Origin of the sequence: Pseudomonas syringae group sp. J309-1, assembly GCF_032582135.1 — a bacterium.
In the GTDB taxonomy this organism is placed as follows: Bacteria; Pseudomonadota; Gammaproteobacteria; order Pseudomonadales; family Pseudomonadaceae; genus Aquipseudomonas; species Aquipseudomonas quasicaspiana.
The window spans coordinates 58,153-64,429 of record NZ_JAWHNU010000038.1 but is presented as its reverse complement, the minus strand read 5'-3'; the positions used below and the strand labels follow the sequence as shown (position 1 = coordinate 64,429).

Genomic DNA, 6,277 nt, shown 5'->3' with positions numbered 1-6,277 from the left:
GCCTGTACTGGAGCTATCGCGAGCAAGCTCACTCCTACAGTAAAAAGCATTCCAAATCAGATAGTTATATTTTTTTTGATAGGAGCCGGGCTTGCCCGCGATACAGGCGGTGCGGTCTATCTAGACAACCGCGTCATCGTTCATCGCGAGCAAGCTCGGCTCCCACAGAGTATCGCCGTATCAGATGTTTAAAGGGTCCAGGCCAGAGAGGAGTCACGCATGTTCGAATCCGCTGAAATCGGTCACGCCATCGCCAAGGAAACTTATGATGCTGAAGTGCCCGCCTTGCGTGAAGCGTTACTGGAGGCGCAATACGATCTCCATGAGCAGGGCAAACGTCAGATCATCGTCCTGATCAATGGCATTGAAGGCGCGGGCAAGGGCGAGACGGTCAAGCTGTTGAATGAATGGATGGACCCGCGTTTCATCGAAGTGCGCACCTTCGATCAGCAAACCGATGAAGAGCTGGCGCATCCCACCGCCTGGCGCTATTGGCGGCAATTGCCAGCCAAAGGCCGTATGGGCGTTTTCTTCGGCAACTGGTACAGCCAGATGCTCCAGGGGCGGGTTCATGGGTTGTTCAAGGATGCGGTGCTGGATCAGGCAATCAATGGCTCCGAACGTCTTGAAAAAATGCTCACCGACGAAGGCGCGTTGATTTTCAAATTCTGGTTTCATCTGTCGAAGAAACAGATGAAATCGCGCCTCAAGCAGCTCAAGGATGACCCGCTGCATAGCTGGCGCATCAGCCCGCTGGACTGGCAACAATCGAAAACCTACGACAAGTTTGTTCGATACGGCGAGCGCGTTTTGCGGCGTACCAGCCGCGAGTACGCGCCGTGGCATGTCATTGAAGGCGTTGATCCGTATTACCGTAGCCTGACCGTGGGCAGATTGTTGCTTGAGGGTATGCAGGCAGCGCTGAACGCTCCCGAGCCCAACGCTCAACCGTTGAGCGTTGGACCTCTGGCGCATAACCACGACGACGTGACCCTGCTGGGTAGCCTCGACATGAGTTTGAGCCTGGAGAAGGACGATTACGAAGAGCAGTTGATTACCGAGCAGGCGCGTCTTTCGGGCAATATTCGTGACAAACGCATGCGTAAGCATGCCTTGGTTGCTGTATTCGAAGGCAATGACGCGGCGGGAAAGGGCGGTGCTATCCGGCGTGTCGCTGCTGCACTCGATCCACGTCAATACAACATCGTACCGATTGCGGCACCCAGTGAAGACGAGCGCGCCCAGCCCTATCTCTGGCGCTTCTGGCGGCAGATTCCGGCGCGGGGCAAATTTACCGTTTTCGACCGCTCCTGGTACGGTCGGGTGCTTGTGGAACGGGTTGAGGGTTTCTGCAGCGAGGCCGACTGGTTACGGGCCTATGGCGAGATCAATGACTTCGAAGAGCAATTGACCGATGCCCGGATTGTGGTGGTCAAGTTCTGGCTCGCCATCGACGACAAAACCCAGCTGGAGCGATTCAAGGCCCGGGAAAAGATCCCTTTCAAGCGGCACAAGATCACCGACGAAGACTGGCGCAACCGCGAAAAGTGGCCGCAGTACCGTGAGGCGGTGGGGGACATGGTGGACCGCACCAGCACTGAAATCGCGCCGTGGACACTGGTTGAAGCCAATGACAAACGCTGGGCGCGAGTGAAGGTCTTGCGCATACTGAATGAGGCGCTGGAAGCGGCGTTCGCCCGGGACAAGAAGAAGTAGGGCGCGCCGGGCTATCTGTTGGAGCCGAGCTTGCTCAGCTCCAACAAGTAGTGCGTCATCTAAAACCTGTCAGCCCTTGCAGGCTCCGAAACAGGCGTCCCTAGTCACGGTTACCCTTGAAGAGTCTGTGATTCATCACTCCGGTAACGGGCCACTTCAACTGCGGGCAGGTAACCGCTTTCGACGACATCCATTTGCTGCCTGTCGGGGAAGCTGTTTTGAATCAAATCGGCCAACGGCATGGTCTGCCCTTGAACACTGGCTACCGCCAACACGACAGCACCGTAGAGCGGGGTCAAATCGCGCATGAATACTTCTCCCTAAGTAAGTCTGTTCTTGTTTGCCAAAAAACTGACGATCTATGCGTTTAAAACCGTATCAGGTTTGTAACATCACAGCTAAGAACAACTTTAGGAGTCGCCAAGACGTTTTTCTCATAACGCTTATACCGAAAAAAACGCATGAGATCTGGCGGGTATTAGAGGGTTGGCTGGGCGTGAATCAAGCCTTGTGCAGTGTCTTCTGCCGCAAGATATAAATCGTGACTAATACCGCACAGGTCACCATAAATACCCTTGCCCAAATGTTGGGCACGAGATAACAGGAAAACCCGATGCTGATCCACATGGTGACAATCGCGTAGACCTTGCCCTTGAGCGGAATTCCGTTGCCTTCCAGATAGCCACGAATCCACGGGCCTAGTCGTTTGTGATTGACCAGCCAGTTATAAAAGCGTGGAGAGCTGCGAGCAAAGCAGGCGGCGGCAAGCAGTAGAAAAGGCGTGGTGGGCATGATCGGCAGGAAAATACCGATCACCCCCAACGTCACGCTTATCCAGCCAACGCCAAGAAAGGCATACCGCACGAACCGATTAGGGCTCGTGCGTGGTGAGGCTTGCGCCATAGGCGCAGACTCAGTGGTGGCGGGGCTTGAGAATTGCCGGTTTCTCGTCCGGTGCCTGGCACAGCAAGTACAGCGCTGTCAGCGCTTCCGGGATCTGCACGATCATGTCGTCCATCAGATTGGCATCTGCGGCGATATCGGAGAACTCAGGCTGCTCATCGAACAGACCCGAACCGACCATGATGGGCAACAGCATTTCGCTGACTTCTTCCTCGGCAGTTTCGAACCAGGCGCTTTCGCGCAGGAACACGCCTTCCATGAAACCGATGCACCAGCCGCGCAGATCTGAATCGTCCGGCTCGTCGCCCAGATCCAGATCGCATGGCAGTTCGAATTCTTCGTCTGAAGCCAGTTGGCGAGCGATGTGCGCCTGCAACTGGATCAGCGTACCTTCGATCTCTTCGCGCTGGGCGTCATCGGCGTAATGGGGTGGCTCGGAGAACAGCGCATCGATCCACTCACGCTCAGGCACGCTTTCAGCACAGATCGAAAGGGCGGTCAGGTAGCCATGAGCGGCCACGTAGTCCAGTGCCTCGTCATGCAGTTCATCTGCATCGAGGAAGACTTGGAGGCGGTTTAGTTGCTCAGCGAAGGACATTGACAGGCTACCTTGAAAATAAACGATGCTGAATTCTAGGCCCTGAGCGTCCCGGGCGCCAGCGCGGAGGCAGACGCATTACGCTATAGCTTAATTTCGACCGCTTATATCCATGCCACCCCTTGCCTGTGACACGTCGGGTATACTGCCGCGCTTTAGCAGTGCAGCAGGACATTCTGGGGTTTTTATGCTCGAACAGGCGCAACGCGTACTTAAAGACATCTTCGGTTATGACAGCTTCCGTGGTCGCCAGGGTGCCATTATTGAACGCGTGGCCAGCGGCGGTGATGCGCTGGTATTGATGCCCACTGGCGGTGGCAAGTCGCTGTGCTTTCAGGTGCCCGGCCTGCTGCGTGACGGCCTGGCGGTAGTGGTATCACCCTTGATCGCCCTGATGGACGATCAGGTCGCGACCCTAGAAGAGCTGGGCGTTTCGGCGGCGGCGCTGAACTCGACCTTGAGCGCGGACCAGCAGCGCGAACTGGCCAACCGGATTCGTCTGGGCGAAATCAAGATGCTGTATCTGGCCCCGGAGCGTCTCGTCCAGCCGCGCATGTTGGCTTTTCTGCAGAATCTGCAGATTGCCCTGTTCGCCATCGATGAAGCTCACTGTGTATCCCAGTGGGGTCATGACTTCCGCCCTGAATACCTGCAGCTGGGTCAGTTGGCTGAACTGTTCCCCGATGTGCCGCGTATTGCCCTGACCGCTACGGCAGACAAGCGTACCCGTGAGGAAATCGTTACCCGGCTGCATTTGCAGAACGCCGAACGTTTCCTGTCCAGCTTTGACCGGCCGAATATTTTTTATCGCATCGTGCCCAAGGAGTCGCCGCGCAAGCAGCTGTTGGCGTTTTTGTCCGAGCGGCGCAGCGATGCCGGTATCGTCTATTGCCTGTCGCGCAAAAAAGTCGACGAAGTCGCCGCGTTCCTGTGTGAAAACGGTTATCCGGCGCTGCCTTATCATGCCGGTTTGCCTTCAGAAACCCGAGCCGCGAACCAGAAGCGCTTCCTTAATGAGGAAGGCCTGATCATGGTTGCGACCATCGCGTTCGGCATGGGCATCGACAAACCCAACGTGCGGTTTGTTGCGCACATGGACTTGCCCAAGTCGCTTGAGGCGTATTACCAGGAAACCGGTCGGGCGGGGCGTGATGGTCTGCCTGCCGATGCGTGGATGGCCTACGGCCTGCAAGACGTGCTGATGCTCAAGCAGATGTTGCAGAACTCCGAGGGCGACGAACGGCACAAACGTCTGGAGCATCACAAGCTGGATGCCATGCTGGCGCTGTGCGAAGAGACCCGTTGCCGCCGTCAGACGCTGTTGGCCTATTTCGACGAAGACATGCCTCAGCCCTGCGGTCATTGCGACAACTGTGTTGATGGCGTTCAGACCTGGGATGCCACCGAGCCTGCGCGTCAGGCGTTATCGGCGATCTATCGCACCGGCCAGCGTTATGGCGTGGGTCATCTGGTCGATGTATTGCTGGGTAAATCCACTGAGAAGGTACAGAGCTTCGGCCATCAACACCTTTCGGTGTTTGGCGTCGGCAAGGCGCGCGCCGAGGGCGAGTGGCGTTCGTTGTTCCGCCAGCTGGTTGCCCGTGGGCTGGCTGATATTGATCTGGAAGGCTACGGCGGCCTGCGCTTGAGCGACACCTGTCGTCCTTTGTTGCGGGGCGAAGTGACGCTGGAGCTGCGTCGCGATCTGAAACCGCAGACCACCGCGAAAAGCAGCTCCGGCAGCCCGGCCAGTCAACTGGTGCGCGGCGAAGAGCGCGAACAGTGGGAAGCGTTGCGTGCCCTGCGTCGCAAGCTGGCCGAAGAGCATGGCGTGCCGCCTTACGTTATTTTCCCGGATTCGACGTTGCTGGAAATGCTGCGCAGCAAACCGGAAACCATGTCTGACATGGCCCAGGTCAGCGGCGTCGGTGCACGCAAACTGGAGCGTTACGGCGAGGCCTTCCTTGAAGTGCTGGGCGGTGCTGCCGAAGCGCCGAAAGTTGTGGCTGATGTGCGCCACGAACTCATCAGTCTGGCCCGTGCCGGTATGACCCCGGCGCAGATTGCCGGCCAGTTGCAGTGCACCGAGAAGAACGTCTACAGCATGTTGGCTGAAGCCATCGGCAAGCAGCAGCTTTCGCTGGAGCAGGCACTGGATTTGCCGGAAGACCTGCTTGGCGAAATTCAGGATGCATTTCTCGACGGCGAGGGCGAGTTACCTCCCGTGGCCGCCATCGCCGAACAGTTCACCGGGCGCGTGCCTGAGGGTGTTCTGTATTGTGTACGCGCTGCGCTGCAGGCTGAGTTCGAGGTTTGATGCAACCCGGCTTTATCGCTTGAGCTGGAACACTATTCCGGTGGGGGCGAATTGATTCGCGAAGGGGCCGGTACATTCGCAGCGTATGTATCGCCTGAAACACCGACTTCCCGAATAAATTCGGTCTCACAAGTTTCGCGTCGTATATCAGATTGGCAGGCTGAGCTGGGTATCTCCCACATAGCACTACCCTGCAGGTCGCACATCTCCAATTCATCTACTTACAACACCTCACTTGCCTCAATCCTGACGCCATGGTTAGCTGACTAATAATTAGTATCGACCACGAGTTTTCTATGCCAATGACAGATGAACATCGCTTCGGTATGCAACTGGCTCATATGTCCCGAGGCTGGCGTGCTGAGCTGGATCGACGCCTTGCCGATCTTGGGCTGTCTCAGGCGCGCTGGTTGGTGCTGCTGCATCTCGCCCGTTTTCAGGAGCCGCCAACCCAGCGCGAACTGGCGCAGAGTGTGGGTGTTGAAGGTCCGACACTCGCACGTTTGCTCGACAGCCTTGAAGCGCAGAGTCTGGTTCAGCGCCATGCAGTAGCTGAAGATCGCCGGGCGAAGAAAATCGTCCTGTGCGACACCGCCTGGCCTTTGATCCAGAAGATCGAAGCCATCGCCACGGCATTGCGGGTCGAGCTGTTTGCGGGTATCGATGAAGAGGAGCTGCGGGTTTGCATGCGCGTTCATACGCGTATCCTCGCGAACCTCGAAAGATCCTGAGGCACACACGCT

Annotated in this window: 7 protein-coding genes; 4 read left to right on the top strand and 3 right to left on the bottom strand. The window is 57.1% G+C overall.

Going from position 1 to position 6,277, the window contains the following annotated elements:
- Nucleotides 1–192: hypothetical protein (locus tag RX972_RS19325; protein WP_316877646.1), on the top strand; the 192-nt coding region annotated here is incomplete at its 5' end.
- A gap of 27 nt (nt 193–219) precedes the next feature.
- Nucleotides 220–1,716, top strand: coding sequence for a polyphosphate:AMP phosphotransferase (pap, locus tag RX972_RS19320; RefSeq protein WP_316877645.1), 1,497 nt, complete (start codon nt 220–222; stop codon nt 1,714–1,716).
- A 110-nt stretch (nt 1,717–1,826) separates the two neighbouring features.
- Here pap and RX972_RS19315 read toward each other — a convergent pair whose 3' ends face one another.
- The 3 genes from RX972_RS19315 to RX972_RS19305 form a co-directional block, all read right to left on the bottom strand.
- Complete coding sequence (locus tag RX972_RS19315; RefSeq protein WP_316877644.1) at nt 1,827–2,024, bottom strand: hypothetical protein; 198 nt, start codon at nt 2,022–2,024, stop codon at nt 1,827–1,829.
- Between the two features lie 193 nt (nt 2,025–2,217).
- A complete protein-coding gene (locus RX972_RS19310; RefSeq protein WP_263271111.1) occupies nt 2,218–2,619 on the bottom strand; it encodes a YbaN family protein in 402 nt (133 codons plus the stop codon).
- A 10-nt stretch (nt 2,620–2,629) separates the two neighbouring features.
- Nucleotides 2,630–3,217, bottom strand: a complete 588-nt coding sequence (locus RX972_RS19305) for a YecA family protein (protein ID WP_027900056.1) — start codon at nt 3,215–3,217, stop codon at nt 2,630–2,632.
- A gap of 187 nt (nt 3,218–3,404) precedes the next feature.
- Here RX972_RS19305 and recQ point away from each other — a divergent pair, with 187 nt between their 5' ends.
- Together recQ and RX972_RS19295 are read left to right on the top strand one after the other, a co-directional pair.
- Complete coding sequence (recQ, locus tag RX972_RS19300; RefSeq protein ID WP_099269596.1) at nt 3,405–5,534, top strand: DNA helicase RecQ; 2,130 nt, start codon at nt 3,405–3,407, stop codon at nt 5,532–5,534.
- A 296-nt stretch (nt 5,535–5,830) separates the two neighbouring features.
- A complete protein-coding gene (locus tag RX972_RS19295; RefSeq protein WP_027900054.1) occupies nt 5,831–6,265 on the top strand; it encodes a MarR family transcriptional regulator in 435 nt (144 codons plus the stop codon).
- Nucleotides 6,266–6,277 lie beyond the last annotated feature (12 nt).